Raw genomic sequence first — 23,487 nt, forward strand, 5'->3', positions numbered from 1 at the left:
TTTAGAATTCTTAAAATCAATCGCATCATATGAGATTCTTCAAAAAACTACTGAAATTTATTATCATCTTTTTCGGATTACTTATTATCGTTTTATACATTACGGATACCGACTACTTACTAAAGGCTGTGCGTACCATTTATCTTAATGGACACACCACAGCATTTTTAGAAGATTACCAGTATTTTGATAATAAAGAAATAAAGGCAAGCGATAATCCTGAGCCTTGGCCTAACCATAAAGATTATAATTCTGTTAAACCAACAGATGAACTTTTAAAAGCCAACGAAGATTGGGGAACGATAGCTTACGTGATAATTAAAAATGATAGCATTTGGTTTGAAGAATACTATGATGGCTTTGGTGAAGACTCAAAATCCAATTCCTTCTCGATGGCAAAAAGTTATGTATCTGGAATGCTAGGCAAGGCTATAATGGATGGTTATATCAAAAGTTTAGACCAACCTGTTTGTGACTTTTTACCAGACTTTTGTGAAGGCAAAGCCGCTAAGATGACCGTTGGTGATTTAAGCAGCATGGCCTCGGGTACTAATTGGGATGAGCGCTATTACTCCCCATTTTCTATCACAACACGTGCTTATTTTGATGACGATTTAGCTAAAGTCTGCAATGGACTAAAAGTCGTTGAAGAGCCTGGAAAAGCTTTTAAATATGCCAGTGGCGACACCCAAATGCTTGCTATGTTCATTGAAAAAGCAACGGGTAAAAAACTATATAAGTATTTAGAAGAAAGCTTTTGGAAACCTTTAGGAAGCGAAAATGATGTGCTCTGGCAAGTGGATAGTGAAGATCATGATTTGGTAAAGGCTTACTGCTGTATTGCCGGCAATGCTAAAGATTTTGCACGTTTTGGTAAGCTTTACAAAGACCATGGCAAATGGAATGGTGAACAGATTTTAGATTCAGCTTTTGTGGCTAAATCTATTACTCCTCGTTTTGCTGATAGTCCAGAATATGGGTATGGTTGGTGGATGAAAGATGTTAATGGTAAAAATTTTAAAATGATGCGAGGCCATCTGGGACAATATGTCATCGTACAACCAAAAGATAATATAATCATTGTGAGACTAGGACATCAAAAATCACCAGATGCAGGTATTGGTGCCTTTACCTATGATATTAGCTTATATATAGAAGAAGCTTACGAAATGCTTGGCTTATGATCTCAAAACTCAACCTCGAAAACATATTATTCCTAGATATTGAGACCGTTCCGGAAACGGAAAGTTTTTCAGATTTAGATAATACCAAACGAAGTCTTTGGGAAGCTAAATCTAAATATCAACGTAAGGATGAATTCTCGGCGGAAGAGTTTTATGACAGAGCAGGTATTTGGGCAGAGTTTGGGAAAATTATCTGTATTTCAGTTGGCTATTTTAAAATGGATGGTGATATCCGAAATTTTAGAGTCACTTCATTCTATGGAGATGAAGTTAAAATTCTTAAGGACTTTAAAGACCTTGTGATTTCTCATTTTAGTCAAAGCAAACATCTATTATGTGCCCATAACGGAAAGGAATTCGATTTTCCATACATCGCAAGACGGATGATTATTCATAATATTGAGTTGCCTTATAAACTCAATTTATTTGGTAAGAAACCATGGGAAGTACCTCATCTTGATACACTTGAGTTATGGAAATTTGGTGATTATAAAACGTTTACCTCTTTAAAACTCTTAACCAATGTGTTAGGCATCCCTTCGCCAAAAGATGATATTGATGGTAGCGAAGTTTACCGTGTTTATTACGAAGATAAAGATATAGACAGGATTATTACTTACTGTGAAAAAGACACTATTGCAGTAGCTCAAGTCTTATTGAGACTTAGAGGTGATGAGTTGCTTCAAGACAATGAAATAAAACATATATAAAAAAACCCAGAAGCAAACTTCTGGGTTTTAATGATTATTTGAATTTTCTAGTTTTTAATAAACTTCTTTGCAACGATTTCATCTCCATCATTCACTTCTATGAAGTAGATGCCACCATCAAGTTCAGAAACATCTATTTTACCGTCTGAGATACCACTTAAAATTGTTCTGCCTTGTATGTTAACAATTTTATATTTGAAGACCTCCAAGTTAGAAACTTCAACATTTAGAATACTTCCTTTAACAGGGTTCGGATAAATATTAATATCTGCTTCCGAAAGTTCTGGAGAATCTAAATAGCCAACAGCCTCTAGACTATCTCCTTTGCCTCTAGAGCCTGAAGAAACACCTGTAATAGTCACTTGGTCAATAAAGATTTGGTCATTATTACCCGAAGCATCATTTTGGAATCTAAATCCTGAATTAACCGCAAAGTTGTATTCTGCAGGCGTTAATGCCACGGTAGCATTATAGAACGTATTGTTATTAATATTTACACCACTTGTATACGTTGCTACTGTATTCCACGAAGAGCCATCAAAGTAACGTACCCAGAAATCCTCACCAGTCTCCATACTTAACACATAGAAATAAAAATCAATTTCAACAGAACCATAAGGGGTAACATCTATATTATCCAAGGTCATGGATGATGCCACTCCCGAGTTATCTCTAATTTGTATTGAGAAGTTACCTTCATAGGAATTCGCAGAACTTACACGCGCGCAGTCGCTTCCGCCATCAATCCAATTATCCCAACCGGTTTCAAAAAACCCTTCATTTAAGATAACATTAGATGTACTGCATGGTGCACACGATGAACCTCCACAATCTACTCCTGTTTCGTCACCATTCTGGATACCATCATCACAAGTTGGTGCAGCTGGCTCTAACAGTCTTACATCATCAACAGCTATATCCGCTTGCCATGTACTACCAACAAAACGGTTAAATCTTACTTGTATATTACTTCCTATATAAGCCGACAGATCTATATCAACCTTTAACCACTGGTCTCCTTGATTACCCGTTTGATTCCATAAACTAGTCCAAGTGGTACCACCATCATCAGATAATTCTAAATCGATTGACCCCATATCTGTAGCACCAAACATATGATAGCTAAAACTAAAGATAGGATTGGTTAAACCACTTAAATCAAAACAAGGAGACGTAATAATTGCTCTCTTGTTAGGGTAACCTGTATTATTGCCAGAAGCTTCAACATAGATATAACTAGATCCTTCTGCAGCTATCGAAGGTCCAGTATTATTGGATTGGGTGCTACCGGAATTTACTAGCCAATCCAAATCGTCAGCAGAAGATTGTGTCCAAGCACCTATTGATCCTTCGAACCCTTCCGTATATGGATATGTTGAAATACCTCCTGAACATCCTGCAGATGGCTCAGTTACATTAATAGTTCTTATAACTTGTGTTGCTGCATTTCCAGCGGCATCGCTAACATTATATGTAACTTGGTAGGTACCTGCTAGTCCTGTATTCACAGAACCACCAATAATGATATTGGCGGTAATATCCCCGTCTAAATTATCCGTGGCAGTGGCTCCTAGTTCTGTATAAGAGTCGCCAACGTTTAAATTAATTGTTGCTGAACCAATCAAAACAATTACTGGTGGTGTCGTATCTGCCAGAACATTTACAGTTCTAGTTACTTGAGTGGCTGTATTACCCGAGCTATCACTAACGTTATAGTTAATAAAATAGGTTCCTGCTACTGCTGTATTTACCGAACCTGTAATTATAATATTCGCACTGATATCGCCATCTAAATTATCTGTTGCGGTTGCTCCTAATTCGTTATAAGTTTCGCCAACGTTTAGATTCACGGGATTAGCTCCTATTAAAGTAATAATTGGTGCCGTTGTGTCTGGATTTACATTTACTGTTCTTATAACTTCGGCAGCAGCATTTCCAGCAGCATCGCTAACATTATAAGTCACAACATAAGATCCAACAATACTAGTATTTACATTATCACCACCAATAATGATACTAGAAGTTAAATCCCCATCTATATTATCAGTTGCCGTTGCACCTTGATCAGTGTATGAATCACCTAGTTCTAAATTTATGGTTGATGCACCGATTAGGGTAATAACAGGTGGTGTCGTATCAGCAGTTACCGTTACGGTTCTCGTAACTTCTGTGGCCGCATTTCCTGCTGCATCACTAACATTGTACGTTACCACATAAATACCTGCTAAAGATGTGTTTACTACATCACCTCCTATTACGATAGAGCCTGTAAGATCACCATCTACATTGTCAGTTGCTGTTGCACCCTGCTCAGCATAAGTATCACCAACATTAAGATCTAAAGTTGATGGTCCATTTAGTGTAATTACTGGAGGCGTAACATCAGGACCAGAGGTAGTTAATGAGACATCATCAATAGCAATATCCGCTTGCCATGTGCTTCCAACAAATCTATTAAAACGAAGCTGTACACCACTGCCTACATAAGCATCTAGGCTAACACTTTGGCTATTCCATTGGTTGCCTTGATTGCCAGATTGGCTCCAGATACTTGTCCATGTAGCACCTTCATCATTACTGATTTCCAAATCAATCGTTCCCATATCAGCAGCACCAAACATGTGATATTGAAAATTAAAAGAGGCAGATGCTACTCCATTAAGGTCAAAACAAGGAGAATTAAGAATAGCTCTTCTACTAGGGTAATTCGGACTTGAAGCTTCAACATACACATAGAAAGTTCCGTCTGCAGCACTTGCCGGTCCTGTATTACTTGATGGCGTACCGTTGGCATTTATTGTCCAATCGATATCATCGTCACTTGATTGAGTCCAATCTCCAAGGGTATTTTCAAAACTCTTTGAATATGGAAAAGTTGAAACTCCTCCAGAACACCCATTGGATGGTTCAATGACGGTAACAGTCCTTGTTACTTCCACTGCATCATTACCTGCTGCATCACTAACATTATAAGTTACCACATATGTTCCAGGTAATGAGGTGTTTACCGTATCGCCACCTATAACAATATTAGAACTAATATCGCCATCCACATTATCAATTGCGGTAGCACCTAACTCCGTATAGGTTCCACCTGGGGTTACGTTTACAACAGAATCCCCATTTAAAGTAATAACTGGAGGTGTTGTATCTGGCCCTGCACCCTCTATGATAATTGTATAATCTTCAACTTCACCATATGTAAATGAATCACAGGGCCCAACATTGGCATTATAACTAAGTGTAACTCGCATTCTGGTAGAATTCTCGATGGCACTAGAGGGTACCGTAAAGTTACCACTTACAGGAGTAGCCTGTGTTGGTGCTTGAGTGAAAACTTGTTCGCCTGCATCGGTAAAATCTCCATCCCGATTGTAATCAATCCAAACTGAGTATCCTTCCGCATAGACCGTTCCAGTCCAAGTCGGTGTAATTGTAACTGTATATTGAGAACCTTTTGTCAATGTCGTTGAAATACTTGTAAAATCAGAATAAAACTGTGCTCCTGAGGAGTTGTCAATAGTATTTAATTGAACTCTACTGATAAACTCGTCATTAACATTAGTACTTGCTGAATTACAATAGTTAAGTTGAACATCTGTCGTAGTAAAGATGACCGAACTACTAAATGCAGAACTTGAACCACCTGAACATAGACTTCTTACTTGAGCCTCATATTCAGTTAGCGCTGTTAAACCCGTTACATTCGAAGAAATACCAGTTACTGCACTAGTATTCCAAGTTGAAGTTCCTGTTGGTCTATATCTCAATTCGTATGTTGCCCCAGGGACAGCATCCCAACTTAATGTTGCAGTTGTTTCTGCTAAGTTTGAAGCTGCTAAGCCTGTTGGAACCGTTGCATTACAAACAACCTGACCAGCAATAGTGAAATTGGTATTAGAAATATCGAAAAAGATATGATTAGAGCCTCTAACCATAATTCGATTCTGGTTACCTTGGTTATTTGGAACAACAATATCCTGTGACCCATCATTTGGAACTCCAGAGGCTAGAGTTATAGGATAGGTATCACCACCATCAGTAGACAGCAAAATATCCACATTTGCTGCATTGACTCCATTACCTGTTGTACCGGCTACATTCCAAGTTACAGTTTGTGTTGTTCCTGCGTTCCAGGTGACATTTGTATTCGGTGAGTTAACCACAAAGGGGCCTGCATTTGCATTAACTGTTAACACCACATCATCACTATTGTTTGTTCCTCCACCAGCTACATTGTCCCTTACCGTAAGTCTGAAGTTTAATGTTCTGGCCACATTAGGTACGGCTTCCCACTGCCAAGATGTAGCTCCGGCTTTTATGGTTTCTAACCTAGGGAAATAGCGATTAGGATTTGTTGTTGGTTCAAATGACCTAAATGCCACCCCAGTGGTTCCCGTTGTACTTGGTAATGTTGTTGATGCATTGTTTTCATCATACTGTTCCCAACAATAAGTCAATACATCTCCAGGATCTGTATCTGTCGCTGAACCCTCTAAAATAAAAGGTGTGCCTCTTGGGATAGTATAGTTAGATCCGGCATTTACTACCGGTACGGCATTACCTGTGTTTGTATTAGTTTGACAACTGGTAGTTTTTATATAATCCGTTACTTGCTCTATCGATATAGCATGAAAATATGGATCGCTATTATTTTGTACGTCAGTTGACCCAGTAATACCTGCGTATCCCATTATAGTCGACCCACTCCCTGGTTCCATCTGAGCATTAGTCCCTTCGTTTCCTGCAAATGTCCATGTGTGGTTAGCCCCAAATTGATGTCCCATTTCATGCGCTACATAATCTACATCAAAAGGATCTCCTTCTGGAATTGTTAAAGAGGTCCATCCACTTCCTTTTTGTCCATTAACGCAAACACAACCTATACATCCTGCGTTTCCATTATTTTGAAGATTTGCAAACAAATGACCAATATCATAATTAGCTTCCCCAATAACGTTAGTTAATGTGTTTTGCAATGCTGTATTATATCCACTAGTCGTATTACCGTAAGGATCTGAGACTGTACTTGTATAAATGACATCGTCTGTGTTGGCAATTAAAACCAATGTAACGTTGAAATCAACCTCAAAAATACCATTTACTCTGGTCATGGTTGTATTAATTGCTGCAAGTGCTTGAGCAACAGTTCCACCATGGTATTGTGTATATTCCCCTGTTGCTGATACGGCCAAACGGTAGGTTCTTAATATTGAATCATCCGCATTCCTATACGTAATATTGGTTTGAGATCCAACAGTCTCCTTAACACGCTCAGAGACATAACATTCAAAATCGTTATTCGTGTTGATTCGGTTTTTTCTATCAAAAACTATATAATCATTAGACCCATCTGCTATGGGTTCAATGAATGTGTTTCCTTTAGCAGATAAAATCATCCCACTAAAACCTTCAGGAGAAAGGCTAAATCTTAAAATAGCGGAACCATCATCAATACCTTGACCCACATAGGACCTAATTTCTGGATAACGTGCCTGCAACTCTGGATGCATCACTGATGCTTCTTTAATTGCAAACCGTTCTAGTTTTCCTTCTGAGTTAGGGAATGACAATGTTACGTTTGAAGTGACTGAAAATTGATTTCGTTGAACAACACCATTTAAAGATTGTCTTAAAGCTTCGATGTTTAAATTGAAGGTTTCAAATTCTTTGAGAGATTTATGATTCTCTTTTAAAATTTGGTTAGAATTAATGGATTGTTTCTTCCAAGGTGATTTGTTTTGGGACCAAATCATAGTCGTACTCATCATAATGATGAGTGAGAGCATTTTAATAATATTCATAATGTTGAGGTTAATGGATTAATTAATAGCTTAACCCTTTCAAATTACTTTTTTTTTGGGTTCAAATATTCAATGTTAATAACTAATTACTTGAAAATTGAAAATGTGCGGGAAAACCGTACCTAAAAGTAAGAATACATTTACTATTTGGTTATGAAACAAAAATCCACATAACCTTCAGAATAATTGATTTTATGGATTATTCTATAACCCATTAAACTTTTTGAAGTTATCTCTTGTTTTATCAAAAATTAATTTTTCACAGCTCTATTTGATTATTCATTTTGGTTATTTTTACACTATGGCATCGCAAAATATACTTGAGGTAAGTGATCTTTCAATATCCATTTGGAATAACAAGGAGAAAATCGATATTATACATACAATCTCATTTCATATAAAGACCAATGAGATTTTAGCTATAGTGGGCGAGTCAGGTTCCGGTAAGTCCATTTCTTCTTTAAGTTTAATGGGATTGCTTCCAAAAGGTATTTCTAAAATAACATCTGGCGAGATTACTTTCGAAAATAAGGATCTGGTTAAAACTTCTGACAAAGAATTTCAAAATATCAGGGGAAAAGACATTGCAATGATATTTCAAGAGCCGATGAGTTCGTTAAATCCCTCTATGCGATGCGGATATCAAGTTGAAGAGATTCTGAAACGTCACACAAACCTTTCTAAATCCCAAATAAAGAATGAGGTGCTTTCTCTTTTTGAAAAGGTAAAGCTTCCCAATATCGAAAGAATTTATAAGGCATATCCTCATGAGCTTTCAGGTGGCCAAAAACAAAGGGTCATGATTGCCATGGCCATTGCTTGTAAGCCAAAACTTCTGATAGCAGACGAACCCACAACAGCTTTGGATGTTACCGTACAAAAGGATATACTTTTACTTCTAAAAAATATTCAACAGGAAACCAAAATGAGTATTCTATTTATTTCTCATGATTTATCCTTGGTCTCTGAACTGGCGGATAGGGTTCTAGTCATGTACAAAGGAAAAATTGTAGAACAAGGAGATACCAAAACTATCTTTAAGCATCCAAAACACAATTATACGAAAGCTTTAATTAACGCTAGGCCTTCTATGGATTATAGGTTGAAAAAATTACCTACAGTATCAAACTTTATAAATGATAATATTGATAGCACTATTGTCACTAAATCTAACAGAATTGAGCATCATAAAAAACTTTACGCTCAAAATCCACTCTTAGAAATTATTGATATAGAGAAAACATACGTTTCTAAAACAGGATGGTTTTCAAGACCTAAATATTTTAGAGCTGTTGATAGTGTTAGTTTTAAAGTTTATCCTGGTGAAACTATAGGGCTTGTTGGTGAGTCTGGTTGTGGCAAATCAACATTAGGTAATGCAATACTCCAATTAGATAAAGCAACCTCTGGTATTATAAAATATAAAGGGAGAGATATTACCAATTTAGATAAGCGCGAACTAAGAGATTTAAGAAAAGACATTCAAATTATATTTCAAGATCCATTTGCATCACTTAATCCTAGAATGACTGTAGGCAATGCAATAATAGAACCCATGACGGTTCACAAAATAGGTGATTCCTCCAAAGATCGAAAAGAAAAAGTTGTAGCCATTTTAAATAAAGTTGGCCTGGACACAGCTAGTTTTTATAAGTACCCTCACGAATTTTCTGGTGGTCAACGACAACGGATTGGTATCGCTAGAACCATAGCCCTGCAACCCAAACTCATTATATGTGATGAATCCGTTTCTGCTTTAGACATCTCTGTACAAGCCCAGGTTCTTAATTTACTTAATGATTTAAAAACACAATTTGGTTTTACCTATATTTTCATTTCACATGATTTGGCAGTTGTGAAATACATGGCTGATCAGTTGTTGGTTATGAATAAAGGTAAAATTGAAGAAATTGGAGATGCAGATGATATTTATGAAGCACCTCAAAAAAGTTACACTCAAAAATTAATTAACGCTATACCAAAAGGCCTTTAAATACCATGAACCTAAAGATTATAAAAATTTCAACGTTTGTTTTGCCCCTCATTTTGTTATCAATGTATATAACTAACTTAAAAAGAGACCCAAAAAATAATCCTATGAACGATAGTATTACTCCAAAAGTAGACTCTTTGTTACGAATAATGACCATTGAAGAAAAGGTTGGGCAAATGAACCTCTACAATGGTTTTTGGGATGCTACTGGTCCTGTTCCAGAAGGTGGTGATGCCAAAACAAAGTATGAACATCTTCGCAAAGGATGGGTTGGTGGAATGCTCAACGTTAGAGGTGTTAAAAATGTTAGAGGTGTTCAAAGAATTGCTGTAGAGGAGTCCAGACTAGGCATACCATTAATAATCGGTTTTGATGTGATTCATGGTTATAAAACCATAAGCCCAATACCACTTGCTGAGGCGGCTAGTTGGGATTTAGAGGCCATAGAACAATCAGCAAGAATTTCTGCTGTAGAAGCCTCTGCCTCAGGTATAAACTGGACCTTTGCACCCATGGTTGACATTTCGAGAGATCCTCGTTGGGGACGTGTGATGGAAGGGGCAGGTGAAGATCCATTTCTAGGAAGTAAAATTGCTCAAGCTAGAGTAAAAGGGTTTCAAGGCGAAGACTTAAGCAATCCTAATACCATTGCGGCTTGCGCAAAACATTTTGCTGCTTATGGCTTTGCTGAAGCAGGAAGGGAGTATAATACGGTTGACATGAGTAACGCTAAACTTTTAAACACTGTACTTCCACCATTTAAAGCTGCAGCCGATAGTGGCGTAAGAACGTTTATGAATTCTTTCAATGATCTTAACGGCATACCTGTGAGTGGAAGTAAATTTTTGCAGCGAGACATTTTAAAAGGCAATTGGAATTTTAATGGTTTTGTGGTATCAGACTGGGCATCCATTAATGAGATCATTTATTGGGGTCATGCTAAAAACAAAAAAGAGGCCGCTTTAATTGCTTCAAAAGCAGGTTCAGATATGGATATGGAAGGTCATGTTTATATACAAGAATTAGCGGAATTGGTGAAGTCAGGAGAGGTTGATGAATCTATTATTGATGAGGCAGCGGGAAGAATTTTACGAGTGAAATTTGAATTAGGACTATTTGATGACCCTTATAAATATTGTAATGAAGACCGTGAGAAAAATCTAATTGGTCAAAAGTCGCATCACGAGGCTGTTCTAGATATGGCCAAAAAATCTATCGTATTATTAAAAAACGAGAACAATATTCTTCCGCTAAAAAAAGAAGGACAAAAAATAGCACTCATAGGTCCTTTAGCCAATGACAAAAATAGCCCTTTGGGAAGCTGGAGATTAGCTTCAGAAGATTATTCTGCCGTTTCTATTCTTGAAGGGATGAATGCATACACTAAAAATGAGTTGTCATTTGCTAAAGGTATAGAACTGTTTAAAGGACAACCTTCATTTAGAAATGAGGTTGAAATTAACACCGATAACGAAAGCGGAATTGAGAATGCCATCACAATAGCAAAAGATGCAGATGTCGTGGTCATGGTTTTAGGTGAACATGGATTTCAGAGTGGAGAAGCCAGAAGTAGAACTAAGCTTAATCTACCAGGATTACAACAGAAATTATTAGAAGCCGTTTATAATGTGAATAAAAATATTGTTTTAGTACTACAAAATGGACGACCGCTTACCATCGAATGGGCAGCCGAACATATACCTGCTATTGTAGAAGGCTGGCAACTAGGTTCTCAAACAGGTAATGCTATAGCCCAAGTCTTATATGGCGACTATAACCCAAGCGGTAAGCTTCCTATGACCTTTCCAAGAAATGTCGGGCAAATTCCAATTTACTATAATCATAAGAGTACTGGTAGAGCTACAAATAGGGAGGGCAATGTCTTTTGGTCGCACTACATTGATCAGGAAAACACCCCTTTATTCCCTTTTGGTCATGGTTTGAGCTACACAACTTTCAAATATACTAACCTAAAGGTGGATGACTCTGGCTACATTAAGAATGGTACGATTGAAATTAGCGTTGATATTACTAATTCTGGTAAACGAAAAGGAAAAGAAGTGGTTCAACTTTATATAAGAGATAAAGTTGCTAGTGTTGTAAGGCCTGTAAAAGAATTGAAAGGGTTTGAATTGGTAGAACTAGATATTAACGAATCTAGAACTATTTCCTTCCATCTCACTGAAAATGAACTTGGTTTCTATAATAATGATGGAGCCTATATAATTGAACCAGGAAACTTTGAAGTTTTTGTTGGTGGTAGTTCTTCTGACGAATTGAAAAGCGAGTTTTCCTTAAAATAAAATATTCATGCTAAATCGGTAAGGATTATAGCATGAATATTTTCTTAGTTAATTTTAAAACACCTGAGATCACTCTCATTGTGTTTTTTAAATTTGAGAACATAACATTCTCTTCTAAAGTAGGTTCTGGTAGATTTGATTTGGTTTTCATAAGCTTTAGTTTATGGTAGATTTGGGGCAAAATCTAAAAATTAAGTTTATGGTAAAATTTGGGTTAATTTAGTTTTTGACTTGGGATTGCTAATATCAAAATATTTTTCAATTAATCAGTTTAAAGTACTTATTAATCGATGAAATACATTATTTTTTAACATTTGTAGTCCATTTCATTAATTTTTCCTACAAAAAAGCCGCATTACATTTGCGGCTAATTGCATATTAAAAATTATCAGTATTAAATCTTCATTTCAGGTATTTCACCTTCAACAATCAGATGCCCTTCAGTCGCGTTTTCAATAGCTTCTACAGAAACACCTGGCGCACGTTCCAACAATTTAAACCCTTTTGGAGTCACCTCTATAACAGCCAAATTTGTAACTATTTTCTTGACGCAACCCACTCCTGTCAAAGGTAATGAACAGGACTTTAAAAGTTTTGACTCACCTGCTCTATTCGTGTGCATCATAGCAACAATTATATTTTCAGCACTAGCGACTAAGTCCATAGCACCGCCCATACCTTTCACCATTTTCCCTGGGATTTTCCAATTGGCAATATCACCGTTTTCAGCTACTTCCATGGCTCCTAAAATGGTGAGATCTACATGCTGTCCTCTAATCATAGAAAAGCTCATTGCAGAATCAAAAAATGAAGCACCAGGTAAAGTCGTTATGGTTTGTTTACCAGCATTAATAATATCTGCATCCTCTTCCCCTTCAAATGGAAAAGGACCCATGCCAAGAACACCGTTTTCACTTTGAAATTCCACTTCTATATCGTCTCTAACAAAGTTAGCCACCAATGTTGGTATACCTATTCCTAGGTTTACATAGTAACCATCCCTAACTTCCTTTGCAATACGTTTTGCTATACCATTCTTATCTAACATAACTAACTTCTTTGTCTTACCGTTCGTTGCTCTATTCGCTTCTCATAGTGTGCCCCTTGAAATATTCTTTGTACAAATATGCCAGGGATATGAATCTGATTTGGATCTAACTCACCAACGGGAACTAGTTCTTCAACCTCAGCCACCGTAATATTAGCTGCCCCGCACATATTGGGGTTAAAATTGCGTGCCGTCCCTTTAAAAATTAGATTGCCTGCAGCGTCCCCTTTCCAAGCTTTTATAAAACCAAAGTCTGCTTTAAAAGCATGTTCTAGAACATACATTTTGCCATTAAATTCTCTGGTTTCCTTTCCTTCGGCCACTTCTGTACCATATCCTGCGGGAGTATAAAACGCAGGGAAACCTGCTTGGGCTGCCCTTGCACGCTCGGCTAGAGTACCTTGAGGAATTAACTCCACCTCAAGTTCACCTGAAAGCATTTGACGCTCAAACTCGTCATTCTCCCCGACATATGAGGATATCATTTTCTTTATTTGTTTTTGTTGAAGTAATAAGCCTAAACCAAAATCGTCAACACCTGCATTATTCGAAATACAGGTTAAACCTTTTACATTTAATCTTACAAGCTCTGCGATCGCATTTTCAGGAATACCAGATAAACCAAAACCTCCAAACATAAAGGTCATATGGTCCTCTACGCCACTCAATGCTTCGGTAACATTATCTACTTTTTTGTTAATCATAGTGTCATGTTTTTCCAATTGGAAAAATACAAAACAATGCTATAAATTAATAGCTAATGATTGAATAAATGCTGAAATTAAGTATGGAAAATATCAGAAATCGATTTCTATTCCCTCATCCTCTTTCTTTCCACTTGTATCCCCTAAGTCTCCTTCGTCTTTTACCTCACAATCGACGTTGATGGAAAGTTCTTCAGGTTTTTCAAACTCACCTTTGGAGACATTAAGTGTTTCATCTGCATAACAGGCCTTCATATAAAGGCCCCAGATTGGAAGGGCCATAGAGGCTCCTTGTCCGTAAGTAATACTTTTAAAGTGAGCAGCTCTATCTTCCGCACCAACCCAAACACCAGTTACTAAATTTGGCACCATACCCATAAACCAACCATCACTTTGATTTTGGGTTGTTCCAGTTTTACCTGCTATTGGATTATCAAATTCGTAGGGATATCCTGTAATAATTTCTTTATAAACGGAACTCCATTTATCAAAGCCTGCATGCCTTAATCTTCTACCAGAACCTGCCTGTGTAACTCCTTCTAATAGATTAACTGTGACATAGGCAACTTCTTCACTCAGTACGTCCTTGCTTTCTGGAGTCACCTGATAAAGCACTGTGCCATTTTTATCTTCAATACGTGTTACCATAACAGGTTTGTTATAAACTCCTTTATTGGCAAATGTAGAGTAGGCAGCCACCATTTCGTAGACACTAATATCTGGTGTGCCCAAAGCTATTGCGGGAACCGGAAGTATATCTTGTTCCACTCCTAGTTTCTTTGCCATTTCTGCCACAGGTTGTGGGCCAATCTCATTCATTAACCTTGCCGTTATTGTATTTGTCGAACTTGCCAAAGCATCTTTTAAGGTTTGTTTCCCTGAATAATTACCGTCTGAGTTTTTAGTGGTCCAAGGTTCTGGGTTTCCAAATTTATTAGCTTCAATGGTTATTGGAGTTCTAGGGAAAGAATCGCAAGGAGAGACTTGTAACTGGTCTATAGCCGTAGCATACACAAACGGTTTGAACGTGGAACCAACTTGGCGTTTCCCTTGTTTTACCATATCATACTTAAAGTGCTTGTAATCCATACCACCTACCCAAGCTTTTACGTGGCCATTGGAAGGGTCCATAGACATCATACCTGGATGCAAAAAAGATTTGTAATAACGCATAGAGTCAATAGGCTTCATCACTGTATCTACCTCTCCTCGTTTTCCATCTATCCATTTAAAAACCCGCATCTCAACAGGTTTGTAAAATGAAGCTTCTACTTCTTTGTCCGACTTACCTTGCTTCTTCAATATTCTCCAACGCTCACCTCTTCGCATACCATCCTTCAGTAACTTATCTATTTCTGATTTTGTTAATTCCAAAAATGGAGCTGTAGGGTTTCGGTCAGGTGTATTTTGATGATCAAATTCGGCTTGCAGTCTAGGCATGTGTAATGCAACAGCCTCTTCAGCATATTTCTGCATACGCGAATCGATTGTTACAAACACCTTTAAACCATCACTATACAAATCATATTTTGAACCATCTGGTTTTCTGTTTTTTTCTTCGTTTGCCCATTCTTTCATAAACCCTCTTAGGTATTCTCTAAAATACGTACCTATACCCTGACTATGGGTTTCTGGTGTAAAATTAAGGTCTAGTTCTGTGGCCTGAAGCGAGTCCTTTACTTCTTCAGAAATGTAACCATATTTATACATTTGGGAGAGTACGACATTTCTTCTGTTTCTTGTACCTACAGGGTTTCGTGATGGAATAGGATTATAAAGCGCTGAGTTTTTGAACATTCCTACTAACATAGCAGACTCTTTTAGGTCTAAATCTTTTGGCTCCTTACCAAAATAAATCCTTGCAGCCGAACGAATACCATCACCGTTATTGCCAAAGTCATAGATGTTGAAATATTGTGCTATGATTTCTTCCTTTGTATACTGACGTTCAAGTCTAATCGCAATAATCCACTCTCTTACTTTCTGAAGTGCTCGTTCTATTTTGTTCTTTGATACCTGATCTGTAAACAATTGTTTTGCCAACTGTTGTGAAATTGTGCTTGCTCCACCACCACTTCCGAGTTTGAAAATGGCGCGTAAGGTTCCTCTACCATCTATTCCTGAGTGCTCATAAAAACGAATATCCTCCGTAGCTATTAGGGCATCTACCAAATTCTTTGGTAAATCTTCATAATCTACTGGTGTACGATTGTCATTAAAGTAAAATTTACCGAGCGTAACACCATCTGAAGAGATAATTTCAGTAGCCAAATTAGTTTCTGGGTTCTCAAGTTTGGTATGGTCGGGCATCTCCCCTAAAAGTCCCCAAGAGGCAAATAAAAACAACAATACAACAGCAAGAATACCTCCTGAAAATAGCATCCAAAACCATCTGATGTATTTGGAAAAATCTATTGTTTGTGATTTTGTAGTTTTCTTTTTTGCCATATTTCCTTTTATTGAACTCGTTCTACTCTAAAACCAATATCCGTAATACCTTCTAGGTTATCTATACCGTTGACTTCACCATTTTTTCTCATAGCATGCTGTATATTAACATTATAATCCCCATTCTCTGTGAATTTAAATTGAGACTTATAACCTCTATACCAAAGCTTATTTTCTTTAATATCCGTAAAGCCTGAACCTAATAGTTCGCCTGTTGGTGCAGCCATTTTATACTCTAAGGTGTCGGTGACGGCCTTACCATTCGGATAATTCATTTCGACAATAAGAAATAGATTGCTAAACGCATAATCGTTGGTGTTTCTTAGATTGACATAAAGATTATAATTGCTAATAGTATCTGGTGCTTTAAATGCAAATGTGGCCACTGAATCTTTATGCCACTTATTCGGAACAGATTTGTACTCGTCATAAACAACTGTAGAATCACAACTTATAGCCAAAAACAAACTAACAAAGGCAAGTAGTGGGGTATTAATTCTTTTTTGCATTTTGTTTTTGATTGCGCGTTTTGTTACGGTTTTTGTTTCTGTTCCTATTCTTTTTACGTTTCTTTTTTGATTTTGGACTATCAAAACGTGTTAAACTATCTTGACCTACAACGTTTTCAAATTCTGTTTTAGTGTCTTGTATATGTTCTGCTGCATATTCTTCGAGACTTGCTACTTTTTCCTTTCTTTTATTTTTGGCAATAATTTCATTTGCTTGTTCTGTAGTAATTACATGCCAATTCATCCATTCCCCTTCGTAGGCATACCATAGTAAACCTTTGAAAATATCCGTTTTTTGACAAATGGCTGTTCCTTTTTCAGTATACAACTTCGCATCGCTTTTTGGAAAAGCTTTTAAGGCATCTAAATAGGCATCCAATTCATAATTTAAGCAACATTTAAGTTTACCGCATTGGCCTGCCAGTTTCAATGGGTTTAGGGAAAGTTGCTGATACCTTGCTGCAGAGGTGCTGACCGATCTAAAGTCGGTAAGCCAAGTTGAACAACATAATTCACGCCCACAGGAACCAATCCCTCCAAGTCTGGCCGCCTCTTGTCTGAACCCAACCTGACGCATTTCAATTCTGGTTTTAAACTCCCTTGCAAAAACCTTAATTAGTTCTCTAAAATCCACACGTTCTTCAGCGGTGTAGTAGAATGTTGCTTTACTACCATCGCCTTGGAACTCAATATCAGAAATCTTCATTTTAAGGTTAAGATCTATAGCAAATTGCCTTGCCTTAACTTTCATGGGTTCTTCCCTGTCTCTAGATTTAGACCAAATATCTATATCCTTTTGGGAAGCCTTGCGGTATATCTTTAAGACATTTTCTGGATCGTCAATGTCTATTTTTTTACGTTTCATCTGAACACGAACTAACTCACCAGTGAGCGTAACCATACCAACATCGTGGCCAGATTTTGCTTGAGTAGCGACTATATCACCAATACTCAATGTAAGATTTTCGGTATTTTTATAGTATTGTTTTCTTCCGTTTTTAAAACGAACCTCAACTCCTTGAAAAGGTTCTTGTCCGTTTGGTAGTGACATGTTGGCCAGCCAGTCAAAAACAGTGAGCTTATTGCAGCTATCAGTACCGCAAGTTCCATTGTTTTTACATCCTTTTGGTTGACCGTCCTTACCAGTTGCACAACTGTTACAAGCCATATAGAATTATATATTGAATTTAGGCTACTACACCTAAATAAAGGATTCATAAAATAATAATAAGTAAAGATACTATTATTTTAGTATTTCTTTAATTATCCCTTAAGGATGTCTTTTATTCTTCAAATATGTTTAACGGAAATGATATTAACTGGACAAGCCTTAGATGCATTTTGGCTTGGTTCTAAAATCTCATAATCTTTTGACTTTAGCGTGAAAAACCCTTTCTTTTCTTCGGCATGAAGCAGTACCGATTTACCGTCTTTTTTAGACATCTGAAATTGTTTTGGCGCCAATTCTACGCAGTAATTACAACCAATACACTTGTTACGCTGTAATGTGATAACAACCATTAGACTTCTACTTTATTTTCTACAATTTTGTATAGTTTGTCTGATGGTCTTACTCTAAAGTCTAAAGGTATAGTTATGGTATCACCTTTAGTCCCTTTGTCTTTTGGTTTGTCATTAACCAACATTTCTTTGAGCTCTAGCTCTTTAGCACCTGTTGTTGGTCCTGTTATTAAAATGGTATCGCCTATTGACACATCGTATGCTTCTATCTTAAATTCACCTATTTTTGCTTTGGGGAAGTAATGTACGCCTTTACCAATATAAACTTTCTTTTGTGTAGCATGGCTTCCAGAACCTTTGCTCCACTCACCTAATTTTTGCCCTAAATAATAGCCACTCCAAAACCCTCTGTTATATACTTTTTCGAGCTCTTGCATCCAGGTGATGACTTGTTCTTTAGAATAAGTATTATTGTTGAGACTATCTATTGCTTCTCTATAGCACTTAATTACTTTTGCAACATATTCTGGTGCTCTGCCTCTTCCTTCAATTTTTAAAACTTTTATACCTGCATCTGCTACTTGATCTAAGAAATCTATGGTACATAAGTCTTTTGGAGACATAATGTACTCATTATCCAGTTCCATTTCTATCCCGGTTTCCTGATCTACAACCGTATATTTCTTTCTACAATTTTGTTTACAGGCACCTCTATTGGCAGAAGAGTTGTAAGCATGTAAACTCATATAGCATTTGCCAGAAACCGCCATGCAAAGTGCACCATGACCAAAAATCTCTATTTCTACCAATCTACCCGAAGGTCCTTTGATTTGTTCCTTTTCTATTTGCTCTGTAATATGTTTTACTTGGCGTAAGCTAAGTTCTCTACTAAGCACCATGGTATCAGCAAACATAGCATAGAATTTTACAGTCTCCAGGTTAGTGATGTTTATTTGAGTTGAGATATGCACTTCCATATCAAACTGCCTTGCGATGGCAATAACCGCTTGGTCCATAGCTATAACAGCTGAAATATCCGCTTCCTTGGCTTTTTTTACTAAAGTTTTTACAATAGACAAATCATGATCGTAAATAATGGTATTTAACGTTAAGTAGGTTCTAACATTTTTTGCTTTACAACGACGCGTAATTTCTTCTAAATCGTCTAATGTAAAGTTTATAGATGCTCGCGCGCGCATGTTAAGTTGCTCTACCCCAAAATACACAGAATCTGCACCATTATCCAAAGCAGCCTGTAAGGATTCAAAATTCCCAGCAGGTGCCATAAGTTCTATCTTTTGCATCTTATTATGCTTTATTAATTAAATTCTATTTCGTAATTGAGTTTATTGGATAGGGATCGAAGCTCAGACTTAGTTTTAAACACATTGGATAGCAAGAGTTTTCCCCATCCTATTTTTTTAGAGTAGGTGTTGAAGGATTCTTCTCTCCAATTAAAACCATCTTTCCAAAATTTATCTGGCGAGATATAACAAAAGGTGTAATCAAAAACGAAACTAGAATCATTCTCCCCTTTTAAAACTGACAAACTATTTGGTGCCATTAAGGTGATGTGATGATTAGAGCACTGCTGTCTGACGTCTTTTATAAGATCTAAGTAATCATCTTCTAGCGAAGAAACGTCAAAATCATTATACTCAGTATTTCCTATCTTTTGTATTGGTCTTAATTGAAGAATATCAAAACTATCGCCATTAAAATGTTTGAAAAAATCCTTCAATTCATAAAAATTATCCTTATTAAAAGTGTAGTTTATTCTCACTTTAAAATTGTAGGTCTTTTTAAGTTCTACAAACGCTTTCAAAGCATTTTGAAATTTTTCGTAACTCGCTTTTTTCATGAAATTTTCATAGCTCTCCTTTGTAACGCCATGAAGCGAAATAGTAAATTCATTAAGTCCCGCTTTTAAAAGCGGCTCAATATTTTCCTTTGTAAGTAAGTTGGCGTTAGTCGTTATAGAAATGTATGGCACATTGTATTTCTTGCCTAGTGCAACAATTTTTTCTAAATTTTTATACAGCGTTGGTTCTGTACCACACCCTATTTGCAACTTTAAAGCTCGATTAAAAATTGTCTCTGCAACTCGTTTTAAGTCGTCTTCTTTAAATTGTCCTTTTAGTGTTTTCACATAGTCCGCATCTGTGAAGTAACACATTTTACAGCGCAAGTTACAAGCCATTACAGGATCTAAATTCACAGCCAAATAACGCTTGTTGAATTTATGCAACAGAAAAAGCCCTAGAAACTTAATTCTATGGCTTTTAATTTTTCTGTTGAGTTGTAATAACTTGTAAATATTCATTTACAGTATCGTATTGCTTTGATTTTCAAAAATATTGCGCAAGTCTTTTTTATAAGGGAGGTGATCCGCTCTACCTTTCTTAAAAATATCATTACTATTTCCTTGCCCTTTGCGCAGTGCCTTTTGCTCTTCGTAAGGTAATTTTATGATTTCTTGACAGTGAGAAGAACAGCAGTTTTCCATTTTTTCTTTGCACTCATCGCATTGAATAAATAGTAAATGGCAAGCTTCATTAGCGCAATTGGTATGTGTATCAGCTGGTTTGCCACATTGGTGGCAGTTTGCGATAACATCGTTACTAATGCGCTCAGACCGTCTTTGATCGAATACAAAGTTTTTACCTATAAACTTATTTTCGAGACCTTCAGCTTCAACCTGTCTAGTGTAATTTATAATGCCACCTTCAAGTTGAAATACATTTTTGAAGCCTTTGTGTTTGTAATAGGCACTGGCTTTTTCGCAACGTATACCTCCTGTGCAATACATTACCAATTTTTTGTCTTCCTTATGCGCTTTTAAATCTTCTTCAATTAGGTCCAAAGACTCTCTAAAAGTGTCCACATCTGGTGTAATGGCATTTTTAAAGTGTCCGATCTCACTTTCGTAATGGTTACGCATATCTACTAAGACGGTATCTGGATCTTCGATAAGCGCATTGAATTGTTGAGCATCAACATGAATACCCTTATTGGTCACATCAAAGGTGTCATCGTTAAGCCCGTCAGCAACAATTTTATGACGTACCTTCACTTTTAATTTTAAGAAGGCAAAATTATCATGCTCTATCGCAATATTTAATCTCACATTTTCCAAAAAAGTAATAGTGTCTAGGTGATTTTTAAAAGCTTCAAAATTTTCTGCTGGCACAGACAATTGGGCGTTAATACCTTCATGCGCTACATAGATTCTGCCCAACACGTCAAGCTCATCCCATGCCAAGAACATGTGGTTTCTAAAAATTTGAGGATTGCCAATTTTGGCGTACTTGTAGAAAGAGATCGTTAAGCGCTCCTTTCCCGCTTTTTCGATAAGTTCTGCTCTTTCTTTAGCACTTAAGTTATTGTACAGTTGCATGCTATACTAATTTTAAGGTTAAAGAATTATGTGCAAAGGTATTATTTTTAGTGAAGTAGCATAAAAAAGCACCTTGAAATTAACAAGGTGCTTTTCTAACTAACCACTAACTTAAAACTATCTTGAAAAGGGGCTTGCTAATTAGGTTACTTGGCTGTTGTCCAAATCAACAGCCTTGTAACCAAATACCTTAAAATTTAAATTGAAAAATTAAAGAAACAATGTTGTTATCCTTATATTAAACATAAGATAATCATAGCAATTTTTTCCTTTTTCATTTAGTAGATGCAAAAAGTGTAAAATGGTTGCGTCTTTGAATTGAAAAAATTAAAATAAGTGGTATTTTTGATATCAATTTAATAAAGAAAACAGAAGAAATGAGTAGTGAAAAAGATGCCAAATTAAAAGCGTTAAAATTAACCTTAGATAAGTTAGATAAAGCTTACGGTAAAGGAACCGTAATGAAAATGAGCGACCAGGCCATAGTAGATGTCGATGCTATTTCATCGGGTTCTTTAGGTTTGGATATCGCCTTAGGAGTTGGTGGTTACCCAAGAGGACGAGTGATAGAAATATATGGTCCTGAATCTTCAGGAAAGACAACATTGACCTTACATGCTATCGCTGAAGCTCAAAAAGCTGGTGGTATCGCTGCTTTTATTGATGCAGAACATGCTTTTGACCGTTTTTATGCTGAAAAGCTTGGTGTAGATTTAGAAAATTTAATCATCTCTCAACCCGACAACGGAGAGCAAGCTTTAGAAATCGCCGACAACCTCGTTAGGTCTGGAGCTATAGACATAGTTGTGGTAGATTCTGTTGCAGCATTAACCCCAAAGAGTGAAATTGAAGGGGAAATGGGAGATTCTAAAATGGGATTACATGCCCGTTTGATGTCTCAGGCTTTAAGAAAGCTTACAGCTTCAATTAGCAAAACTAATTGCACCATGATTTTTATCAACCAATTACGTGAAAAAATTGGTGTTATGTTTGGCAACCCAGAAACTACTACAGGAGGTAATGCATTAAAGTTTTATGCTTCTGTTCGTTTAGATATTAGGCGATCTACTCAAATTAAAGACAGCAATGGAGACGTAATGGGGAACAAAACACGTGTTAAAGTTGTAAAAAACAAAGTAGCCCCACCATTTAGAACAGCTGAATTTGATATTATGTATGGAGAAGGTGTTTCTAAAGTTGGTGAAATTCTTGATTTAGCAGTAGAACACGACATCGTAAAAAAGAGTGGTTCCTGGTTTAGCTACGAAGATACCAAGCTCGGCCAAGGACGAGATGCCGTAAAATCATTAATTAAAGACAATCCTGATTTAATGGATGAATTAGAAGAAAAAGTGAGGGCATTAATTAATGATAATCAATAATTTATAATAACAATCCTGTTTTCACAGGATTTTTTTATTTTTTGACGCAACCCTTTTACACTTTTTGCATCTATAGTGTAGAATTAATTGTATGAAGTAATGAAAAAATATGCTTTTTTGTTTCTCGTTTCTGTGGCTTTCTTAACCTCGTGCAGTGTAGAAAACGATGATCCTGTTGTTCGGACTGAGTTCATGCCCATTGTTAATGTGGCTGTGCCAGATCATTTTGTACAAGGACAAACACACGAAATTTTGATGTCCTACGTAAAACCAAACTCATGCTATGTTTTTAACAATATTATTTTTGATATTGAAGGGCATGAAAGAACAGTATCCATTCTTAATACGGTGTACGAAAATGAAAATTGTACCCCTCAAGATGAACTAACTACTGTAAGTTTTGATTTAACAGTTTCGGGAGACGATGTATATTTATTTAAGTTCTATCAAGGTAAGGATGAATATGGAGTTGACCAGTATCATTTGGTAGAAGTTCCGGTTGTTAATGGCAGAAATATAGATTTAACAAATAATATTAATTAAT

Annotated in this window: 16 protein-coding genes; 6 read left to right on the forward strand and 10 right to left on the reverse strand. The window is 36.6% G+C overall.

Features of this window, described 5'->3' with window-relative positions:
* Nucleotides 1-29 precede the first annotated feature (29 nt).
* Nucleotides 30-1,184, forward strand: coding sequence for a serine hydrolase domain-containing protein (locus tag ACFQ1K_RS11015; RefSeq protein WP_320554790.1), 1,155 nt, complete (start codon nucleotides 30-32; stop codon nucleotides 1,182-1,184).
* Nucleotides 1,181-1,894: a 3'-5' exonuclease gene (locus ACFQ1K_RS11020; RefSeq protein ID WP_320554791.1), complete on the forward strand. Its 714-nt coding sequence runs from the start codon at nucleotides 1,181-1,183 to the stop codon at nucleotides 1,892-1,894. Before ACFQ1K_RS11015 ends, ACFQ1K_RS11020 begins: the two co-directional genes overlap by 4 nt.
* A gap of 47 nt (nucleotides 1,895-1,941) precedes the next feature.
* Here ACFQ1K_RS11020 and ACFQ1K_RS11025 read toward each other — a convergent pair whose 3' ends face one another.
* Nucleotides 1,942-7,698 (reverse strand): immunoglobulin-like domain-containing protein, encoded by a 5,757-nt coding sequence (locus ACFQ1K_RS11025; RefSeq protein ID WP_320554792.1) that lies wholly within the window; start codon nucleotides 7,696-7,698, stop codon nucleotides 1,942-1,944.
* Nucleotides 7,699-7,999: 301 nt separating this feature from the next.
* On the opposite strand from ACFQ1K_RS11025, the gene ACFQ1K_RS11030 reads away from it, so the two are divergent.
* Together ACFQ1K_RS11030 and bglX are read left to right on the forward strand one after the other, a co-directional pair.
* Nucleotides 8,000-9,691, forward strand: a complete 1,692-nt coding sequence (locus tag ACFQ1K_RS11030; protein WP_320554793.1) for an ABC transporter ATP-binding protein — start codon at nucleotides 8,000-8,002, stop codon at nucleotides 9,689-9,691.
* 104 nt (nucleotides 9,692-9,795) lie between these two features.
* Nucleotides 9,796-11,994, forward strand: a complete 2,199-nt coding sequence (bglX, locus tag ACFQ1K_RS11035) for a beta-glucosidase BglX (protein WP_320554794.1) — start codon at nucleotides 9,796-9,798, stop codon at nucleotides 11,992-11,994.
* A gap of 394 nt (nucleotides 11,995-12,388) precedes the next feature.
* On the opposite strand, the gene ACFQ1K_RS11040 is transcribed toward bglX, so the two are convergent.
* The 9 genes from ACFQ1K_RS11040 to trhO all read right to left on the reverse strand — a co-directional run bounded on the left by ACFQ1K_RS11040 (nucleotide 12,389) and on the right by trhO (nucleotide 21,561).
* Nucleotides 12,389-13,042, reverse strand: coding sequence for a 3-oxoacid CoA-transferase subunit B (locus tag ACFQ1K_RS11040; protein ID WP_320554795.1), 654 nt, complete (start codon nucleotides 13,040-13,042; stop codon nucleotides 12,389-12,391).
* Between the two features lie 2 nt (nucleotides 13,043-13,044).
* Nucleotides 13,045-13,746, reverse strand: coding sequence for a CoA transferase subunit A (locus tag ACFQ1K_RS11045; RefSeq protein WP_320554796.1), 702 nt, complete (start codon nucleotides 13,744-13,746; stop codon nucleotides 13,045-13,047).
* Between the two features lie 93 nt (nucleotides 13,747-13,839).
* Nucleotides 13,840-16,194: a penicillin-binding protein 1A gene (locus ACFQ1K_RS11050; protein ID WP_320554797.1), complete on the reverse strand. Its 2,355-nt coding sequence runs from the start codon at nucleotides 16,192-16,194 to the stop codon at nucleotides 13,840-13,842.
* 8 nt (nucleotides 16,195-16,202) lie between these two features.
* Entirely contained in the window at nucleotides 16,203-16,703 is a 501-nt protein-coding gene (locus tag ACFQ1K_RS11055) for a gliding motility lipoprotein GldH (protein WP_320554798.1), read from the reverse strand.
* The gene (locus ACFQ1K_RS11060) at nucleotides 16,687-17,871 is read right to left on the reverse strand and encodes a PSP1 domain-containing protein (protein ID WP_320554799.1); all 1,185 of its coding nucleotides are present in this window, start codon (nucleotides 17,869-17,871) and stop codon (nucleotides 16,687-16,689) included. The genes ACFQ1K_RS11055 and ACFQ1K_RS11060 overlap by 17 nt, the downstream gene beginning before the upstream one ends.
* A 122-nt stretch (nucleotides 17,872-17,993) precedes the next feature.
* Nucleotides 17,994-18,224 carry a ferredoxin gene (locus ACFQ1K_RS11065; protein WP_320554800.1) on the reverse strand — a complete coding sequence of 77 codons (231 nt, stop codon included), beginning with the start codon at nucleotides 18,222-18,224 and terminating at the stop codon, nucleotides 17,994-17,996.
* On the reverse strand, nucleotides 18,224-19,468 hold the full coding sequence (locus ACFQ1K_RS11070; protein WP_320554801.1) for a peptidase U32 family protein: 1,245 nt from the start codon (nucleotides 19,466-19,468) through the stop codon (nucleotides 18,224-18,226). Before ACFQ1K_RS11070 ends, ACFQ1K_RS11065 begins: the two co-directional genes overlap by 1 nt.
* 14 nt (nucleotides 19,469-19,482) lie before the next feature.
* On the reverse strand, nucleotides 19,483-20,487 hold the full coding sequence (locus ACFQ1K_RS11075; protein ID WP_320554802.1) for a radical SAM protein: 1,005 nt from the start codon (nucleotides 20,485-20,487) through the stop codon (nucleotides 19,483-19,485).
* The gene (gene trhO, locus ACFQ1K_RS11080; protein WP_320554803.1) at nucleotides 20,488-21,561 is read right to left on the reverse strand and encodes an oxygen-dependent tRNA uridine(34) hydroxylase TrhO; all 1,074 of its coding nucleotides are present in this window, start codon (nucleotides 21,559-21,561) and stop codon (nucleotides 20,488-20,490) included.
* Between the two features lie 377 nt (nucleotides 21,562-21,938).
* On the opposite strand from trhO, the gene recA reads away from it, so the two are divergent.
* Together recA and ACFQ1K_RS11090 are read left to right on the forward strand one after the other, a co-directional pair.
* Nucleotides 21,939-22,943 (forward strand): recombinase RecA, encoded by a 1,005-nt coding sequence (recA, locus tag ACFQ1K_RS11085; RefSeq protein WP_320554804.1) that lies wholly within the window; start codon nucleotides 21,939-21,941, stop codon nucleotides 22,941-22,943.
* Between the two features lie 99 nt (nucleotides 22,944-23,042).
* A complete protein-coding gene (locus ACFQ1K_RS11090; RefSeq protein ID WP_320554805.1) occupies nucleotides 23,043-23,486 on the forward strand; it encodes a hypothetical protein in 444 nt (147 codons plus the stop codon).
* Nucleotide 23,487 lies beyond the last annotated feature (1 nt).

It is taken from the genome of Winogradskyella aquimaris (genome assembly GCF_042676105.1).
Classification (GTDB): Bacteria; Bacteroidota; Bacteroidia; order Flavobacteriales; family Flavobacteriaceae; genus Winogradskyella; species Winogradskyella aquimaris.

What these genes read in the sequence shown, in the direction of transcription:
- ACFQ1K_RS11015 (WP_320554790.1), top strand. Translation starts at nt 30, where the DNA reads ATGAGATTCTTCAAAAAACTACTGAAATTTATTATCATCTTTTTCGGA.
- ACFQ1K_RS11020 (WP_320554791.1), top strand. Translation starts at nt 1,181, where the DNA reads ATGATCTCAAAACTCAACCTCGAAAACATATTATTCCTAGATATTGAG.
- ACFQ1K_RS11025 (WP_320554792.1), bottom strand. Translation starts at nt 7,698, where the DNA reads ATGAATATTATTAAAATGCTCTCACTCATCATTATGATGAGTACGACT.
- ACFQ1K_RS11030 (WP_320554793.1), top strand. Translation starts at nt 8,000, where the DNA reads ATGGCATCGCAAAATATACTTGAGGTAAGTGATCTTTCAATATCCATT.
- bglX (WP_320554794.1), top strand. Translation starts at nt 9,796, where the DNA reads ATGAACGATAGTATTACTCCAAAAGTAGACTCTTTGTTACGAATAATG.
- ACFQ1K_RS11040 (WP_320554795.1), bottom strand. Translation starts at nt 13,042, where the DNA reads ATGTTAGATAAGAATGGTATAGCAAAACGTATTGCAAAGGAAGTTAGG.
- ACFQ1K_RS11045 (WP_320554796.1), bottom strand. Translation starts at nt 13,746, where the DNA reads ATGATTAACAAAAAAGTAGATAATGTTACCGAAGCATTGAGTGGCGTA.
- ACFQ1K_RS11050 (WP_320554797.1), bottom strand. Translation starts at nt 16,194, where the DNA reads ATGGCAAAAAAGAAAACTACAAAATCACAAACAATAGATTTTTCCAAA.
- ACFQ1K_RS11055 (WP_320554798.1), bottom strand. Translation starts at nt 16,703, where the DNA reads ATGCAAAAAAGAATTAATACCCCACTACTTGCCTTTGTTAGTTTGTTT.
- ACFQ1K_RS11060 (WP_320554799.1), bottom strand. Translation starts at nt 17,871, where the DNA reads ATGGCTTGTAACAGTTGTGCAACTGGTAAGGACGGTCAACCAAAAGGA.
- ACFQ1K_RS11065 (WP_320554800.1), bottom strand. Translation starts at nt 18,224, where the DNA reads ATGGTTGTTATCACATTACAGCGTAACAAGTGTATTGGTTGTAATTAC.
- ACFQ1K_RS11070 (WP_320554801.1), bottom strand. Translation starts at nt 19,468, where the DNA reads ATGCAAAAGATAGAACTTATGGCACCTGCTGGGAATTTTGAATCCTTA.
- ACFQ1K_RS11075 (WP_320554802.1), bottom strand. Translation starts at nt 20,487, where the DNA reads ATGAATATTTACAAGTTATTACAACTCAACAGAAAAATTAAAAGCCAT.
- trhO (WP_320554803.1), bottom strand. Translation starts at nt 21,561, where the DNA reads ATGCAACTGTACAATAACTTAAGTGCTAAAGAAAGAGCAGAACTTATC.
- recA (WP_320554804.1), top strand. Translation starts at nt 21,939, where the DNA reads ATGAGTAGTGAAAAAGATGCCAAATTAAAAGCGTTAAAATTAACCTTA.
- ACFQ1K_RS11090 (WP_320554805.1), top strand. Translation starts at nt 23,043, where the DNA reads ATGAAAAAATATGCTTTTTTGTTTCTCGTTTCTGTGGCTTTCTTAACC.